15 protein-coding genes are annotated in these 16,629 nt (G+C 45.8%); all 15 read left to right on the top strand.

Features of this window, described 5'->3' with window-relative positions; all coding sequences use genetic code 11:
• The first annotated feature begins 157 nt into the window (after positions 1 to 157).
• The 15 genes from DCMF_RS15235 to DCMF_RS15165 all read left to right on the top strand — a co-directional run bounded on the left by DCMF_RS15235 (position 158) and on the right by DCMF_RS15165 (position 16,607).
• Positions 158 to 2,131, top strand: a complete 1,974-nt coding sequence (locus tag DCMF_RS15235; RefSeq protein ID WP_148135210.1) for a DUF5693 family protein — start codon at positions 158 to 160, stop codon at positions 2,129 to 2,131.
• A 90-nt stretch (positions 2,132 to 2,221) separates the two neighbouring features.
• Positions 2,222 to 3,319, top strand: a complete 1,098-nt coding sequence (gene csaB / locus DCMF_RS15230) for a polysaccharide pyruvyl transferase CsaB (RefSeq protein WP_148135209.1) — start codon at positions 2,222 to 2,224, stop codon at positions 3,317 to 3,319.
• A 13-nt stretch (positions 3,320 to 3,332) separates the two neighbouring features.
• Positions 3,333 to 4,889: a murein biosynthesis integral membrane protein MurJ gene (gene murJ, locus DCMF_RS15225; RefSeq protein ID WP_148135208.1), complete on the top strand. Its 1,557-nt coding sequence runs from the start codon at positions 3,333 to 3,335 to the stop codon at positions 4,887 to 4,889.
• 126 nt (positions 4,890 to 5,015) lie between these two features.
• A complete protein-coding gene (fabZ, locus tag DCMF_RS15220; protein WP_148135207.1) occupies positions 5,016 to 5,444 on the top strand; it encodes a 3-hydroxyacyl-ACP dehydratase FabZ in 429 nt (142 codons plus the stop codon).
• A gap of 105 nt (positions 5,445 to 5,549) precedes the next feature.
• Complete coding sequence (locus DCMF_RS15215; RefSeq protein WP_148135206.1) at positions 5,550 to 6,614, top strand: glycosyltransferase family 4 protein; 1,065 nt, start codon at positions 5,550 to 5,552, stop codon at positions 6,612 to 6,614.
• A 17-nt stretch (positions 6,615 to 6,631) separates the two neighbouring features.
• Entirely contained in the window at positions 6,632 to 7,132 is a 501-nt protein-coding gene (locus tag DCMF_RS15210; RefSeq protein WP_148135205.1) for an SH3 domain-containing protein, read from the top strand.
• Between the two features lie 150 nt (positions 7,133 to 7,282).
• Positions 7,283 to 8,077: a HEAT repeat domain-containing protein gene (locus tag DCMF_RS15205; protein WP_148135204.1), complete on the top strand. Its 795-nt coding sequence runs from the start codon at positions 7,283 to 7,285 to the stop codon at positions 8,075 to 8,077.
• 224 nt (positions 8,078 to 8,301) lie between these two features.
• Positions 8,302 to 8,865, top strand: coding sequence for a signal peptidase I (locus tag DCMF_RS15200; RefSeq protein ID WP_148135203.1), 564 nt, complete (start codon positions 8,302 to 8,304; stop codon positions 8,863 to 8,865).
• Between the two features lie 542 nt (positions 8,866 to 9,407).
• Entirely contained in the window at positions 9,408 to 10,829 is a 1,422-nt protein-coding gene (locus DCMF_RS15195) for a phosphoglucomutase/phosphomannomutase family protein (RefSeq protein ID WP_148135202.1), read from the top strand.
• A 557-nt stretch (positions 10,830 to 11,386) separates the two neighbouring features.
• On the top strand, positions 11,387 to 11,842 hold the full coding sequence (locus tag DCMF_RS15190; RefSeq protein ID WP_148135201.1) for a glycosyltransferase family A protein: 456 nt from the start codon (positions 11,387 to 11,389) through the stop codon (positions 11,840 to 11,842).
• Between the two features lie 172 nt (positions 11,843 to 12,014).
• The gene (locus DCMF_RS15185) at positions 12,015 to 12,758 is read left to right on the top strand and encodes a ComF family protein (protein WP_148135200.1); all 744 of its coding nucleotides are present in this window, start codon (positions 12,015 to 12,017) and stop codon (positions 12,756 to 12,758) included.
• Between the two features lie 313 nt (positions 12,759 to 13,071).
• Positions 13,072 to 13,593, top strand: a complete 522-nt coding sequence (gene hpf, locus DCMF_RS15180) for a ribosome hibernation-promoting factor, HPF/YfiA family (protein WP_148135199.1) — start codon at positions 13,072 to 13,074, stop codon at positions 13,591 to 13,593.
• A gap of 219 nt (positions 13,594 to 13,812) precedes the next feature.
• Entirely contained in the window at positions 13,813 to 14,481 is a 669-nt protein-coding gene (locus tag DCMF_RS15175) for a 2-isopropylmalate synthase (protein WP_148135198.1), read from the top strand.
• Positions 14,482 to 14,740: 259 nt separating this feature from the next.
• Entirely contained in the window at positions 14,741 to 16,036 is a 1,296-nt protein-coding gene (locus tag DCMF_RS15170; RefSeq protein WP_148135197.1) for an HD-GYP domain-containing protein, read from the top strand.
• Between the two features lies 1 nt (position 16,037).
• Positions 16,038 to 16,607: a DUF5317 domain-containing protein gene (locus tag DCMF_RS15165; protein ID WP_148135196.1), complete on the top strand. Its 570-nt coding sequence runs from the start codon at positions 16,038 to 16,040 to the stop codon at positions 16,605 to 16,607.
• Positions 16,608 to 16,629 lie beyond the last annotated feature (22 nt).

The following is a 16,629-nucleotide window of genomic DNA, read 5'->3' as shown; positions in this document are numbered from 1 at the left end:
TCCGGCCGTGCCTTTTTGACGCAAGTTCTTAATTCAGGTGAAAGCCCAATTCCCGCAACCCCGAAGAGCTTTATTTAAAGCTCCTTCGGGGTTTGTTATCGCCGAAAGATGTGGTAAAATAAAGATATTGTTGAATTGTACGGTACGGAGGATAAAGATGTTGAATAAATGGATGAAGTATCTTTTACTGGGCATGATTGGGGTAGGAATTTTGATGGCCTTTTTTATCGGCTGGGAGAGGCATCAAGTGGAACAGGCCAACAAAAAGCTGGAGGTAACGGTAGACTGGAGCCAGGTAAAAGATCTGGCCGGCCGGGAGAACATCTCTGAAGAAGCGGTATTGGCAGGATTAAAAGAGAATATTACAGGTGTCCTCATCAAAGAGCCGACACTCAATGATTTAAAGAACGCCGGCCAGGTTTTGGTGAAAACCGGAACGGAAATGCTGTGGGAATTAAAGCTCGGGACCGGTACCGGCCGGCTGCCCGTACAAAATGAGGCTGCTGCCGAAATTCATGAGGATTGGAACTATCTCATCTTTTCCGATTCCCAGGTCATGAACAGAGTAAGCCGGAATCTTGAGCTGAAGACAGGATCAAAAGCAAAAAGTATGGTGCATTATTATCTGCAAGCCGACCAGGGCGTCATTCCTGTTTTGGGAACGTCTTTGACATCAAAAGACCTTTCCAACATGGGATTGGGTTTTGATGAAAAGGAGTTAAAATTAATCAGTTCCCTGGATTTGGATATTATCCCTCAAATCCGGTCCTGGCGGACCGTTAATGAAAACGGACTGGATTTTGTTTTCGGGCAGTTTAAGGACTTGCCGGTCAGCGCGGTGTTTTTTAACGACAGCGATCTTCCGGGCGTAGGACTGCCGGCTCCTAAGCAAAACGATGCTTTTGAAAGCCTGGCCAAACATATAGAAGGTCTAGGTGTGCCGGTGGGCATGGTGGAGTTTTTCCCTCAAAAAGGGTTGGCGACCGTGGCCAAGTATCTGGATAAGAATGTGGTCCGCCTCCACTCCATTCCGGAAGATGAAATGTCTGCCATGACCCAGACGAAAGCGGTAGACAGGTTTACCCTGGCTGCTTCCGAACGGGATATCCGGGTGCTTTTCGTGCGTTTTTTCCCGGATATGGGACTGCATGAGACAAAATTGTACCTGGAAGAACTTCAAAGCTCTTTGCAGGGTAAAGGCTTTATTTTCGGGAAACCGGAATCTTTCGGATCTCTGCCCTTTTCCCGGATCTACCTGTTGGTGATTACTTTGGCCGTGGCTGGGGGGGGAATGCTGCTCTTTCGGATCGTCGGTTTGGAAAAATGGGGATTGGTGTTAGGCGTATTAGGATTTTTAGGCACGGCCGGGCTCTTGTTCATCGGTCAGGTGGGTTTGGCCCGAAAAGGACTGGCTTTGCTCGCAGTAATTATTTTTCCTACCCTTTCTGTCACCTGGTACTTGAGAGAAAAACCCTCCGGAGTCATCAAGTCCATCTGGCTGTTCATCAAGGCCACCCTGGTGTCGCTGATCGGCGCTGTTTTGACGGTGGGGTTGCTTGGGGACAAAGCCTTTATGTATACGTTAGACCAGTTTATGGGCGTTAAAATCGCCCACCTGGTTCCCGTCATGTTGATTATTTTTATTTTCTGGTTTCTCAAGGATCGGGGGGGAAAACCATGGAAAAAGCTGCTCAAACTATTGGATTATCCCGTAACGGTAAAATATGTGGTTCTTTTAGGCGTTTTGGCCGTCGTACTATTGGTTTATATTATGCGCACAGGCAATGAAAATGCCGCTGTCTCTGCCTGGGAACTGGCCTTGCGCGCCAGGCTGACCGACCTGCTCGCTGTAAGGCCCCGGACAAAGGAGTTCTTAATCGGTCACCCCCTGATGCTGCTCATGTTTTACTTGGGCTACCGGGACAAGTATCTTCCTGTTCTGCTCGTGGCCGTGATCGGCCAGGTTTCCATCGTCAATACCTTTGCCCACATTCATACGCCTTTGCTCATTTCCCTGATGCGGGCCTTCAACGGCCTGTGGCTGGGGATCATTTTGGGACTCGTATTGATTGGAGTGTACAAGGTGGGTAAAATAATTATGGAAAAATGGCAGCTGACCATGAATAAATAACCGTTTCGGATCCGGTAAGCGGTTTCCGGAAGCCGGAATCATCGGGGAATAGTATGGTAAAAATAACCGATGGATAGGACGGAAAAGAAAATGAAAAATATAGTTTTGTCCGGTTACTATGGTTTTAATAATATCGGGGATGAAGCGGTTTTGGCCTCGGTGATTCAGGCCTTGCGTGATGAGATGCCGGACGTTCAGATTACTGTTTTGTCCAATGATCCTCAGCAGACGGAAAAGCAATATTCTGTTCAGGCAGTGAACCGGTGGCGTGTGGCCCAGATTATTCCTGCCTTGCGCCGCTGTAATCTCTTGATCAGCGGAGGGGGCAGTTTGCTGCAAGACGTCACCGGGCCCAAGAGCATTCTCTATTATTTAGGGGTGATCCAACTGGCCCACTGGTTCGGAAAACCGGTGATGATTTACGCCCAGGGCATCGGTCCCGTAAAGCGTTCCTGGGCTCGAAAACTCATGGCCCGGGTGTTGAACAGGGTCAGGGCGATATCTGTCCGGGATCAGGCATCCAAAGCTGATTTGGAGGCCATGGGGGTTTCCCGGCCTCCCATTGCAGTAACGGTTGACCCGGTGATCGGCTGGGCGCGGCCGGGGGATAGGCATTTTCCGGACAGTTTGCATCCTTTAAATTCGGATGAAAGAAAATGTGTCGGGGTCAGCCTGCGGCATTGGGACGGGCTCAATGAGAAGGAAATGGCTGCCGTGTGCGATTTTATTGGCGAAAAAGGGTACCGGGTGATCTTTTTACCTTTCCATTTTCCCGGAGACATTTCGGTATGCCGGAAAGTAGCCAATTTGATGAAAGGAGAGAGCTTCCTGGTAAAAGATAATTTCAGCCCTGGAGAGATGATGGATGCGGTGGGCAGCATGCATTTAATCATCGGCATGCGTCTTCATGCGTTGATTATGGCCGGGGCTCAAGGGGTCCCCTTTGTTGCCGTCAGTTATGACCCCAAAGTAGAACGTTTTGCGGAATTGATGGGGCAGGCGGCAGCCTGTTCGGTAGAGACCCTGTCCTGTGCGGATTTAAAAAGAGTTGTGGAACAAATTCTCGGCGATTACAGTCTAATAAAGCAGGATCTGCTTCAAAAGACCGAGGTTCTCAAAATCAAGGCCCGGGAGAACGCCAAGATTGCCGCACAACTGATCCATCAGGGAAATTGTCAATTGAGCTAGAGGGAGATATCGTATGAAAAGAAGTATTGTGGGGGCAGTAGGCGTTGTTCTGGTCATGAATCTGGTCACCAAAATCCTGGGCTTTGCCCGGGAAAGTTTTATTGCCTGGGGGTTTGGCTCGGACTTTCACACCGATGCTTACTTCATTGCCTATACTTTGCCCTATTTTTTACAGGCCATCCTGGGCTTTGCCCTGGTAACGGCGGTCGTACCTGTATTAACGAGATATTTAGTGGATGAGAATTACGATGAGGCCTGGCATGTGGCCAGCACCATCTTAAATCTTACCCTGGTGGTTCTTACCCTGGTGACTCTTTTGGGCATAATGGGAGCGACGGTTTTGGTAAAGATTACCGCTCCGGGCTTTAATCCTGTTTCCGCCCGGTTGGCTGTTACTTTGACTCAAATCATGTTTCCTTCGGTGGTTTTTATGGGCGTGGGCATGGTCATTACCGGCATTCTGAATGCATCTTACAAGTTTGCGGTAGCGGCCTTTGCGCCGGGTTTTTCGAATCTGATTATTATTTTTTCCGTCATATTTTTCTCCGCCCATTATGGCATTACGGGCCTTGCCGTGGGAACATTGCTGAGTTTTCTGGGTTTTCTTCTCTTGCAGGTTCCCTTTTTGAAAAGTGTGAAATTTAAATACAGTTTTGTTTTTGACATCAAGCACCCGGCTGTGCGCCAGCTCATGGTGACAATTGGCCCCATCATTTTGGGCGTGGCGGTGAATCAGATTAACCTGGCCCTGAATCGGGTATTCGCCTCCTGGCTGGCTGAGGGCAGCATTTCGGCATTAAATTATGCCATGAAATTAATGAACCTGCCTCAAGGCGTTTTTGTCGCTGCCGTGGCATCGGCGATCTATCCCACGCTGGCCGCACAGGCGATCAAAGGAGATAAAAAATCATTATCCGATACCATGCTGCGGGGACTAAGCATGGTCAGCCTGATTACTATTCCTGCCGCAGTTGGGCTGATGGTGCTGCGGGTTCCCATCGTCCAGTTATTGTTTGAGCAGGGAGCCTTTGATCACAAGGACACTATTGCCACCGCTTCGGGTTTGCTCTATTATGCTCTGGGCTTGTTTCCTGGAGCGGCCTATATGGTAATAACCAGGGCCTATTACGCGGTAGGCGATGTGAGGACCCCGGTCGTCGCAGGAATCGTGTCTGTAGGTGTGAATGTAATCTTGAGCGTGGCTTTGATGGGCCGCATGTCCCATTCCGGATTGGCACTGGCCTATTCGCTTGCTACTGCAGCGGGAACCTGGTTCCTTTTTATCCGGTTAAAACAGCATCTGCCAAGTTTGAAAGGGCGGGAACTGTTTGTATCCTTCGGAAAAATTTGTTTGGCCTCAGGTATGATGGCGATTGTGGCTTGGCTGGCCGCTGATTTTTTCAGCGCCCGCTTCGATATGGGGGCAAAACACAATCTGGCTTTGGCGGTGATGACGGCTATTTCTGCCGGGGGCCTCAGCTATTTTATTTTCGTTGTGCTCTTAAAAGTGGAAGATGTCCGCCTGATTTGGCAGACAATAACAGGAAAACTAAAAAAGAACCGGGTATAAATAAAGGAGAATAGGATCTTTTGTTGAAGTATTATTATGATTGTCCATTAATTTCCGGGAGAAGTGGTTTTTACCGGAAGGCTAAAACCGGCGCCTGATGCTTGAGTAAAATATTGAGGTGATCACGTGTTGGATATCAGAGAAATTGAAAAAATTCTGCCCCATCGCTACCCTTTTCTTTTGGTGGATAAAATTTTAGAAATGGAAGAGGACAAGCGCATTGTGGGACAAAAAAACGTAACGGCGAACGAACCTTTTTTTCAAGGCCATTTTCCCGGTTATCCGGTGATGCCCGGGGTACTGATCGTGGAAGCTTTGGCTCAGGTAGGCGCGGTCCTGGTCTTGCAGAAACCGGAATTTGCCGGTAAGATTGCCCTGTTTGCCGGCATTGATAAGCTCCGTTTTCGGCGGCAGGTAATTCCGGGTGATATTCTGCGCCTGGAAGTAGAAGTGCTAAACTTCCGAAGTGCCGTGGGAAAGGCGAAGGCAGTAGCCACCGTAGAGGGAGAATTGGTCTGCGAAGGGGAAATTATGTTTGCGATTCAAAAAAATTAGTTATTTTTGCATTATTTTATAATAATTCTATCTTGTCTTTTCTTTCTACTGGTATTAAACTAGATTTGGTTTAGGTTTCAATGATAATTTCAGGGAGAGGGAACAATGTTAAAACTAATATTGAGCATATTTGTTGCTTTTGCGGCAGCATACGCCTTAACCCCTGTGATGATGAAAGTTGCCGTGCGGGTTGGGGCGGTGGATCAGCCTAATGAGCGAAAAGTACACAAAGGTATTATCACCAGGATTGGCGGCGTGGCCATTTACGGTGGCTTTGTCGTAGGGGTTCTCCTGATGCGGGAACTGAATCTCCAGGTATGGGGCTTGCTGATCAGCGGGACCATGGTTATGGTCCTGGGCTTGGTGGATGATATGAGGGGGATCTCTCCCAAAGTAAAGCTGCTGGGACAAATAGCGGCAGCGCTGGTACTGGTTTACTTTGGGGTGCAGGTAAAATTTGTCACCAATCCCTTTACCGGGGGAATCCTTCCTTTAAATATTTTCAGCATTCCTCTGACGGTTTTTTGGGTCATCGGTATGAGTAATGCGGTGAATTTAATCGACGGGTTGGATGGACTGGCGGCCGGGGTATCTGCCATTGCCGCCGCGACATTGGCTGTCGTGGCCTGGACCCAGGGCCATTATACGACCGTGTATTTAGCTTTGTTTTTGGCAGCGGCATCCTTGGGATTTTTGCGCTTTAACTTTCATCCGGCAAAACTTTTTATGGGCGATTGCGGGTCCCTGTTTTTAGGGTATATTCTGGGCGCACTGGCTGTAATGGGCCTGTCCAAAGGGGCTACCGTCATCTCCTTGTTTATCCCGGTGGTTATTCTGGGCATTCCCATATTGGATACTTCATTTGCCATTATCAGACGATTCTTTAATAATAGGCCCATTTTTCAAGCGGACAAGGGTCATTTGCATCATCGTTTGTTGGAAATGGGTCTATCCCATAAACAAACGGTACTGGTTATTTATGCCATTACTTTCTTCCTGGGCAGCAGTGCCGTTTTATTGACCATGCTCACAACGGCCCAAAGTGTCGTCATTTTGATTGGTATTTCAGTAATGATCCTGATTGGGGCTGACCGCATCGGTATTATTACGGGACAAAAACTGTCTGGTCGTATCCATGGGAATAAGGCGAAAAATTATATCGGCGGTTAAGAGGAAGGAGTGGGGAGATGACGAAAGGACGGGCGGCGCTGCTGGTAGTAGCTGCGATTGTTTTTTTGACGGTAGGTTTTGTGATCGGACAAATGGTGCAAGCGGCAGGGGCGATACCCGGCACTGCGGGAGATCCTCTTGTGGCCCAAAGCTATGTAGAAAAAATTGTGGGTGAAACCGTGGCAAGCCTGCAGACCAAATTGGATGAGATGCAGGCAAAGGTAGATGATCTTCAAGAAGAGGTAGACGCATTGTCCGGTGACACGGGGACCAATAAAGGGAGTGGAAAAACCACGCTTCCCCAATCATCAAATCCTCCCGCTCAGGGAAAGACAGTCGTGGTAAGCGGTGATTCGGCCAATATTCGGACAGGCCCCGGGACCACTTATGCTAAAGTGACCACTTTGGTAAAAGGCGATACCGCCACCATGGTTTCGGAAGAGAATGGATGGTATAAAATTACTTTACAAGACGGAAAAGAAGGTTGGGTGGCCAACTGGCTGGTTGAAGTAAAATAGACTTGAGGGAAAAAATGTGGCCCCGGCCACATTTTTTTGTCGCATAAAAATGGTGCTACGGACAAACCTAATCATGAACAAACCTGTAAACCTGTTCTGAAACAAGGGATGGCAAGATGCCGGCACTAGCTTTGAAGGAGCCTTTTAAGCATGGGAAATGAAGAAATCTTCACAATGATTCGTCAATTGGTTGATCCCGCACCAAGGGAACGGAAGAAAGCTCTGGAATATTTGGGGAAATACCCCGACCGCAATGAGGTTGTGCAGGGCTATTTGCTTCAGTTGCCTCAGGCGGAACGGCCTTTGGCTATTCTTTTATTGCAGAAAATTGAGCAAGAGGGAAGAGGAAAATCAGGCGTGGCTGCCCAGGTGATGGCATTGATCAGGCATCCGGATTACCAGGTGCGTTCCCGTGTTTTTATTTGCTTAGGCAGGTTGCAGGATCGGTTCATCAGCCTTCCTTTGGTGGATTTTGTGGGAAGTAACCCGGGAGAGGAATGGCAGCTGCGCGCCTTGGAGTGTCTTTATCTTTTGCATGACCAAAGGGTGGTACCCGGCTTGTCCCTTTTTTTACGTCAAACAGATAACCCTTTGCTGGTGCGGGGAATTATCTGGCTTTTAGGCAGCTTAGGGGGAAAAGAGCCGTTGGATGTGATTGCCAGGTGGGCGGCCAGTCCGGAAGGACGGATCGTAAAAAGTGAAGTAATTCTTGAGGCTTTGGCTTTAGCCATTGCTTCCCTAGAAGAGGGAATGGCTTACTGGGAGGAAGTAAAGAAGGAAAATCCGGTTCTTGATCGTTTTTTTCGGTACAGTATCTTGCCGGAAATTGATCCGCCCCATTTTTTTGTCTATCCCTATCCCGATTATTTGCTGGATCAGGCTAAGGCCAGAGGTATGGGCGGGAAAGAGTTTAAAAAATTATTCTATTGGGATCGGCCGACGTGATTTTTCGACAAAAGGTATGATTTTTTTCGGTCAGATTTTTGGGCAATGTGCGAAAAATGAACAGGTGATAAAGAATCACCTGTTTTTTGTGTCTGATTAAGGGTGATTATTGGGGAAATAAAATAAGGAAGACTCGACAAGGAATTGCCTGTTTCTGTTGCCTCTCCTGTTATACTGACCTAGATAGGATATATTAGGGGCGAAAAAACAGGAGGCAATAGAAGTTGGTCAGTAAAGGAAAGGTGCTAGCCTGGACGGAAAATTTTTTTTGTCTGATCCTGATCATGGTGTTGAGTCTTTTAATTATTCTGCTGGTCCAACAGGAGAAAAATGGGGGTGAGGCGCCTAGTTTTAAGGGATATAAAATGATGATTGTCTTATCGGGTAGCATGAGGCCTACCTTTGACACCGGTGCCCTCCTTGTGGTAAAAAGAGTGGATCCACAGACCATCACAAGGGGAGAGATTATTACCTATCAGGATACGGAAGATACAAGGCGATTAATTACCCACAGGGTGATACAGGTTGTAAGGGAAGGGGAGCAAACCTTTTTTGTTACGAAAGGGGACGCGAACGAGACGAGAGATTTTGCTCCTGTTCCGGAACAGAATGTGGTAGGACGAGTAAACTTGTCCATCCCATATCTCGGGTATGTGATCGAATTTTCCCATTCCAGGCTGGGATGGGCATTGTTCATTTTTCTTCCTGTCCTATTGGCGATAGCAGGAGAATTCTGGGTAATCTATCAGTTATCAGGAGGAGAAAAAACCGTTAAAAAAATGAATTAGGATAAGGGGGTAGGGGGTTGCCGTATAAGTTATGTCCAAACTGTAACCGATCGTCTTATTCCGCCAGTGACCGCGGAATATGGAATTGTCCTTACTGCGGCAAAGATATTACTTTTATTCCTAGTACTTCAGAGCAGTCAAGAAAATCCGCCGACAGCGGTAGAAAAAAAATTTTTCCCAACCATTTGCGGTTAGTTTAGGTAAACCAGTAGACGTATCTTTTGGATACGTCATTTTATTAACAGGCAATGGAAAGGTTTTCTCTGCTGAAAGGGGATATCTTCCCGGTTTTGGGCAAAAATATTTTATAACTATTCAGCAGTCCTTTTAGGCGTGAGTCAAAAGTCAAAAGCCCAAAGTCGAAGGTCTGTCGAAGTTTTAAAGCCCGGTTAAGGATCTTTCACTTTTGAAACTTAGACAGGACAGCGCCCAACTAATAAATGACATTTGACTTTCGACTGACAGTTTAAGTTGTTAATTGAGGGCTTAATTGGTAAAATAGAATAGAGTGGCAAAATAAACTCCAAAAATAGGAGGGTAAAATGAGGAAGATTAAATTCGGTACGGATGGCTGGAGATCGGTAATGGCAGAAAATTTTACCTTTGATAATGTGAAACTGGTCGCTCAGGCTATTGCGTCCTTTTTACAAGACCATCCTTTAAAAGACAATGGTGTGGTTATTGCCTATGACAACCGCTTCCTGTCAGAACATTTTGCTGCCGAAGTGGGAAAAATCATGGCAGGAAACGGCATTAAATCATACATTGCCAACAGGGCTACTCCGACACCGGTAGCCGCCTATGCCATTACCACCCATAATGCCGCAGGGGCGATTATGATTACGGCGAGCCATAACCCTCCTGAATACAATGGGATCAAGTTTATTCCTGAATACGCAGGACCTGCCCTTCCGGATATTACAAATAAAATTGAGGACGAATTGTCCAAAGTGATGGATGAGGGGTTAGTTTACGAGATGGCACTAAATACGGCCAAAAGCGAAAACCTTTATGAGGAATTTGACCCCATGCCGGAGTATAAAAAGCATCTCAAGCAACTGATTAATTTAGATGCCATTTGTAAAGCGAATTTACGGATCGTTGTTGACCCCATGTTTGGAGCCGGGATCAATTACCTTGATCAGATTCTTGAAGAAGAAGGATGCAGTGTAATTACGATTAATAATTATCGGGATCCTCTTTTTGGAGGCAGTATTCCTGAACCTTCGGCGAGGGTATTAACCAAGTTGAAATCCCGGGTATTGTCGGAAGGGGCGGATTTAGGGCTGGCTTTGGATGGTGATGCCGACCGTTTCGGGGTCATTGACTCCAACGGAGACTATATAATTCCCAATAAGGTTTTATACATGCTGTACTATCATCTCCTTAACGTGCGCAAGTGTCGCGGTCCGGTGGCCCGTTCCGTGGCAACTACCCACATGTTGGACCGCATGGCGGAAAAATTCGGCTACCAGGCGGAAGAGACTCCTGTCGGTTTTAAATTTATTGGCGAATCCATGAGAAAACGGGGCAGCATTTTGGGGGGAGAGGAAAGCGGGGGATTGTCCATTCAGGGACACATTCCGGAAAAGGACGGCATTCTGGCCACTCTGTTGATGGCGGAAATCAGGGCCATCCACGGCAAAACTCTTACGGGAGTAATTAAACAGATTACCGATGAATTTGGTACTGTAGTCAGTGAACGTATGGATGTCTGTGTGGATCCGAAGGAAAAGGACCGTATTATGGAAGAGTTAAGGGCCTTTGATCCTGCTGTATTCAACGGACGCCAGGTAACAAAACGAATCTCTCTGGATGGAACTAAGGTGATCCTGGATGACGGGTCCTGGGTATTGATCCGGGCTTCCGGTACAGAGCCCTTGTTCCGGATTTATGTAGAAGCAAATTCAGAGCAGCAAATGAGGGAAATGCAAAAAGAAGTGCGTGCGTTTTTTAAGATGTAAGGAAAGCCCTTTGGGCTTTACGGGCTCGGGATCCGGGTACCGGTTTCCGGGAAAGTCAAATAGAAATCACTGTATAGGAGAACCTTCCTACCTCAGAAAACTTGGCTTGCGTCAAGCCTCTGGCGACGGCGCAAGCCTTAGTTGTACTGATACTTTCAAACCTTTTGGACCTTATAAATTTTGCAAGTATAATAAAGCGCGGTAAGGCGCTTTTTGTGTGAAGAAAAGCTCTCTAGAGCTTTTTTCTATTATCTATCATATCTTTGTAGCATGAAGAGCATAGTTCCCGGTCTTTTCCAATTAGTACCGGGCTGTCATTTTCTAAAGGATCTGAGTCTCGCAATGATTTTCCGCAGATCAGGCATTTATCTACCTCGTAGTCCATGATTTCAGTCACTTCCTTAAAATTGGTACTCCTAACCTCAAAACAAAAAAATTTTTTCCTTTTCTTTTTCCCGAATCCCGAAAAGCCCTTTGGGCTTTTTTAACTATTATGTGTCAACCGGTAAAGATTATACATAAAATATGGTACTTCGTTTATGGGAGGTAAAAAGCAGATGACGGGGCTGTTTGCTTTCCTATCCGTGTTGGCTGGATATGGGATCATCCTGGCTGTGGCCGGCTGGTTCATGTGTAAGGCAAAGCTGGCGGGGAAAAAGAATATTCTCATTTTAATTTTGAAAAATTCGGCAGATTCGGTAGAATATATTATGTGGGATGTGTTCCGGCTGCAAAGTTGGAATTACCGTGATTTCAGCTTCATGGTGATTGACGATAAGTCGGAGGATGATACCTTATCCATTCTCAAAGCGATCAGAGAAAGGCACCCCTTTGTGCTGGTCAGTGCCTCGGTGGGGAAAAGATTTGAACGCATGAAGAGATGGCAGGGAGAGAATGTGCGTGTTCTTTCTGTTGTCGGCCCGGAGCCGCCCAGGCTGGTGCGAAAAAGAATGGTTGTTTTGCTCAATGAGTGCCGGTTGGGATCCGAGTTCCAAGAGCGAAGTTTCATGTAAAAAAGTTGTTGGTCATGATCCGGGCAGAGGTATTGTGTCGGATTGTTTGATGGGAAGAAATTTAAATCGACAGGGAACAGAAAATAAGTAATTTCATACCTGAGTCAACCGGTATAAAAATCAAAAGGAGATTTTATGCCGCTCATGGGTATCTAAAAAGGGGGAATTTTACATGTTACGGCTAGTATGTGCTGACTGGTGGCGGGCTTTGTTAAATTTGATCTTCCCGAATTATCGATGCTTTTCCTGTGGACAAGAAGGCGGGTTGGATGGTACTGGCCTTTGCAGCCAGTGTTGGAGCCGGCTGGAGGAAATGGAAAACAAATATCCCCCTTGTGCTCATTGTGCTTCTTTTGTTTTCGAGACAGGATCATGCTGTATCAATTGCCGGCAAAAAAAAGAATATTGGTTTGATGGAGCAAGAGCGGTTTTCCCCTATGAGGGAGCCATGCGGGACATCATTCACCAGTTCAAATATCATGGTGTGACAAAATGGGCTGTCCCGCTCGGATTGCTGATGTTGCGCACCATAGAGAGGGATGCCAGATTTCATGATGTGGAGGTGCTGGCTCCCGTACCCCTTCATATCAAAAGAGAAAGATCAAGAGGCTATAATCAAAGTGAGCTTCTGGCCCGGGAAATCGGCACAGGGTTAAAATTGCCCGTTGTCCCGGATTTATTACGACGGATTGTAGATACTCCCTCCCAGACAGGGTTGAACAGAAAGGCCCGGCAGGAAAATTTAGGCGCTGCATTTGTGGTAAAAGACGTGAAGGCTGTAACGGGGAAAAACATTCTTCTGGTAGATGATATTTATACCACGGGGGCTACCATAGAAACCTGCTCCCGGATTCTGAAGATAGAAGGGGCAAAATCTGTCTGGGTTGTTACCTGTGCGGCGGGAAAATCGTATTAAAACTGATTTTCCGACAGGTTTTTTATCCTCCACAGGGAAATACACAGGAGAGAAACTAATTTTAGCTGGTTATTAACAGACTTATCCACATTATCCACAAAAAATGCATCCACAAAGAACATTGGAGAAATCGGGTTTCGACACAATGCCGTTTTTTTGCACTTAAAAAACATCCCTTAGGAAGATTTTTGGGCAGGAGTATTTTTTGCGGCCATCGGGGAAAAAATGTACGGGAGAGTGTTTTCTAGAAGGATTTTTTGGATATTTCGGGAATAATATTATTATTAAGATAACGGTGGAAGGAGCTGGTTTTATGAAGATCATTCTTAAAGGCCGGAATATCGAAATCACCGATGCTCTTCGCGACTATGTGGAAAAGAGATTAGGTAAGCTAGACAAATTTTTTGATGAAGTGAATGAAGCACAGGTTACTTTACTGGTTGAAAAAGACCGCCACCGTGTGGAAGTGACAATGCCTCTCAATGGCCTGATCCTTAGAGGGGAAGAAGAAACTTTAGATATGTACAGCTCAATTGATTTAGTCATTGAAAAACTGGAAAAACAAATCGACAAATATAAGACGCGCATCAATCGGAAAGTTAAAAACCATAGCATCAAGGATATAGCCGTCAAGCTTGAAGATGATCGTGACGAACCAAGAATAGTACGGACGAAGCGCTTTGCATTTAAACCGATGCCTGTTGAAGAGGCAATCATGCAGATGAACCTGCTGGGCCACAGCTTTTTTGTATTTTCCAATGGGGAAACAGATGAAGTAAATGTGGTTTATAAGAGAAAAGACGGCAATTATGGATTGATTGAACCAGAATTCTAAAAATTTATCTGGATGAAGCCGGGTGTTTGCCACCCGGCTTTTCCGTGTGACAAAGGGGATGGTTCTTCTTCTTTTTGTGAGGAAGCAGAACCATCCCTTTATTATGATGAAGTTTTCCCTATGAAAAAAAAAATAAAAAAAGGAAAATAAGGATTTAAGTCGAATCTGATTAAGTAATAAAAGGAAGAATTTAGAATTATTGGTCAATGAGGTGTTAATATGGGAGTGGATCATAGTAATTTAGGTTCTGGCGGACAGATGTACGAAACGGTGATCAAACAGATCCGGGGAGTCATCAGCGCCCGGGTTATTTTGGACAAGGATGGGAATTTTGAGGAAGTTCATATCTTAGCCAATACGGAAAGAAGCCCCAAACAGATTGTCCGCGATGTAGAAACTGTCATCATGGTAGCTTTTGGCATCGCTCTTGACCATAAGGTCGTCAGTGTCGTGCAGATGGGGGACGACCATTTAAAAATGACTGGCGATCATTGGAGACCGCGGATACACAGCATTAACACTTCCATATCCAGGCAGACAACGGATGTTTCGTTAAAGATTATGATTGAAGACAAGATTATAGAAGGAAAGGCTTCCGGGCCTAATTCTCCCATCAATCGGATGCGCATGGTGGCTGAGGCCGCATTGGATGCTTTGGAGAAATTTTTTGAAGGTAAGGTGCACCTTTCTGTGGACCAGGTTGCCAAAGTCAGGTTTGGCGGAGACGATGTGATTATTGTTTCCGTTTTCTACGTAGGCCTGGAAAGTGAAGATGTTTTGCTGGGCGCGTGCTTTATTAAAGGTGATGAAAGAGAAGCGGTATGTAAAGCTAGTTTAAGTGCGGTAAACAGAAAATTAGCCTATGTGCCGGGTGCACAATCAAGTTAAAAAAGGGCCGACAAATACCAGGGGAAACCTAATGTATTGATTCACTGCTTTTTTGATAATCCGAGCGGAGCGGCAACCACTGAACAGATAGCGGAGGTTCAGAATAAACCGCAAGGGGGATTATACAGTGAAAGCTACCTTGCTGAAGGTATTTATCACTTTGGCTACCTTAGTGTTAGCCGGTGGTGCAAGATTTCGTACATAAGAAAATAGAGTTATTTGTCGGCCCTTTTAATTTTAAATTAACTGGTGATAAATTATGGTTTTATTTAAACAAAAAGCCTATTGTTTATTTGTCTTTGCTCTTGGTGTGGGGACTTTTTGTTTACTTGGTGATTATCGGGAAATTTTGCAGGTAAATATCTATTCGTTCCTTACTTTTGCGGCTATTTCCCTCATGGCTGAGTACTTGCCGGTAAAATTGCCCATAACCGGTCACGTAACCGTTAATTTTGCCATAGATTTTGCCGTCATCCTCATTTTCGGACCGACGGTAGCGGCAACGGTGGCAGTAAGTACGTATTTGATCTTTGAAATGATCAATTTTCGTAAAGTGAAAAATGTATTTATGCCTCTTTTTGATGCGGGGCAATTTACTGTGACCATTCTCATCTCAGGACATATCTTTATGTTGTTGGGCGGCGTACCCGGACAGATTGAACACAATATTTTTATCCCCGCCTTGGCTACCATTTTTTTCTATCTGGTCTTAAATTTACTTTTTTTTATCTTGTATTCATCGATTACCAGCAATATATCGATTTTACGTACCTGGCTCACCGGGCTGAAGTGGACGATGCCCAATTATCTTGCCTTAGGGGCCTTAGGGTATATTATTGCCGTGATTTATTCCTATCTGCATAGTTTTGGGGTGATTATTCTCTTTATCCCCCTGGTATTAGCCCGCCATTCCTTTAAGCTGTACATGGATATGCGGGACGTTTATTTAGAAACCATTATGAATCTGGCTTCCATCATAGATGCCAAGGACCATTATACGGCAGGTCATTCTAAACGGGTAGCCCAGTATGTGGTGGCGATTTGCGAAGAAATGAATTTGCCCGACAAGTATATTGAGGATTTTAAAGATATTGCCTTGCTCCATGATATTGGAAAAATCGCCATTCCGGAACATATTTTGAATAAACCCGGACGTTTGGACGACTGGGAAATGGAGAAAATGAAAACCCATCCTACCGTGGGTTATGAAATTATTAAACAGATTACCTTTTTAAAACACCACAAAATTTGTAAATATCATCATGAACGATTAGATGGAAAAGGTTATCCGGAAGGCTTAAAGGGTGATGAGATTCCTTTGGGCGCCCGGATTATTGCGGTGGCAGACTCTTTTGATGCCATGACGTCGGACCGGCCTTATCGGAAAGGGATGGATGTGGGGAACGCCTTCCGGGAATTGGAAAGGTGCAAAGGGACCCAATTTGATCCGGCTGCCGTGGATGCATTTATTCGGGGATATCCTAAACTTACGCAAAAATTACAAATGGATCCTGCTGCCAAACCAGCGTGCGACCAAAAGATAATGGAGGAATGATATGTTATATGAAGCAATTATCATCGGTGTGGTGGCGGGATGGCTGGCGCGGGGAAGATTAGCCAATCTGGCCAAGATCAAACTATCCGCTGTGTGGCTGGTATTTTTGGCTTTTATCATCCAGTGGGGGATGGATCTCCTTTGGACAAGAGGTTTCACGGCGATGGATGATTACCGGTTGTTATTCTATGGGGTTTCTTATGCTTTGCTGCTGATATTTTTGTGGAAACATCGCCGCCTGCCGGGAATTAAAGTATTGGCCTTGGGTTTTGCCTTGAATTTTCTTGTCATTGGGGTCAACGGGGGCGCAATGCCCGTAACCATTGACGGGTTGGATCCGGGATTAGCTCAGCTTCTAGAGGATAAAGGCGTGATTACCTATTCCATGATCACAGAGCAGACCCGCCTGCCCTGGCTGGCAGATACCCTGATTTTCCCCTGGCCGAAGGCAAAAGCTTTTAGCATCGGCGATATTTTTATTTCGCTAGGTGTTTTTTGGCTGGTTTTTAAATCCATGACCGTGAAAAGATTTCCGGAAAAGCTCACCTCCGTGCGCACGCTCAAGATATGAAACTTGAACATAGGACCTGGAA

Source organism: Candidatus Formimonas warabiya (assembly GCF_002777255.1).
Classification (GTDB): Bacteria; Bacillota; Dehalobacteriia; order Dehalobacteriales; family Dehalobacteriaceae; genus Formimonas; species Formimonas warabiya.
Note: the sequence above shows the minus strand (reverse complement) of the source record. Positions and strands in the feature narration are given on the sequence as shown.